General features: G+C 55.5%; 1 protein-coding gene. It reads left to right on the forward strand.

The features are described 5' to 3' along the window. On the forward strand, positions 1–449 hold a 449-nt coding region (locus DEQ92_RS22760), incomplete at both ends, for a DUF234 domain-containing protein (protein ID WP_147299603.1).

Consider the following 449-nt stretch of genomic DNA (forward strand, 5'->3'; position numbering starts at 1 on the left):
AGCCGAGAACATTCAGACACAGATTCTCTCACCGACCGCACTTCTCTACAATGAGCCAGAGTTCCTGCTTCAGACGGAACTGCGCAACCCGGCTCGCTATCTGAGTATTCTTGAGGCCGTCGCGGTCGGACACACGACGCCCAACGAGATCTCTGGTGCGACTGGAATTGATTCAGGGCCGCTCTCGAAATACCTTCAGACACTGCGCCAACTTCGGCTGCTCAACCGTGAGGTACCGATTACGGTTTCCGGGCAGAAGTCCAAACGATCTCACTACCGCGTCGACGACGAGTTCCTTCGGTTCTGTTTTCGCTATGTCGAACCGAACCGGTCTAGCATCGAAGAAGCGCCTGCGATGGTCTTCGAGGGCACTATCGAACCCGACCTACCAACACACGTCTCGACGACATTCGAAGATGTCTGTACGGAGGCGGTCTGGGAACTGATCA

Source organism: Haloferax sp. Atlit-6N (assembly GCF_003383195.1).
In the GTDB taxonomy this organism is placed as follows: domain Archaea; phylum Halobacteriota; class Halobacteria; order Halobacteriales; family Haloferacaceae; genus Haloferax; species Haloferax gibbonsii.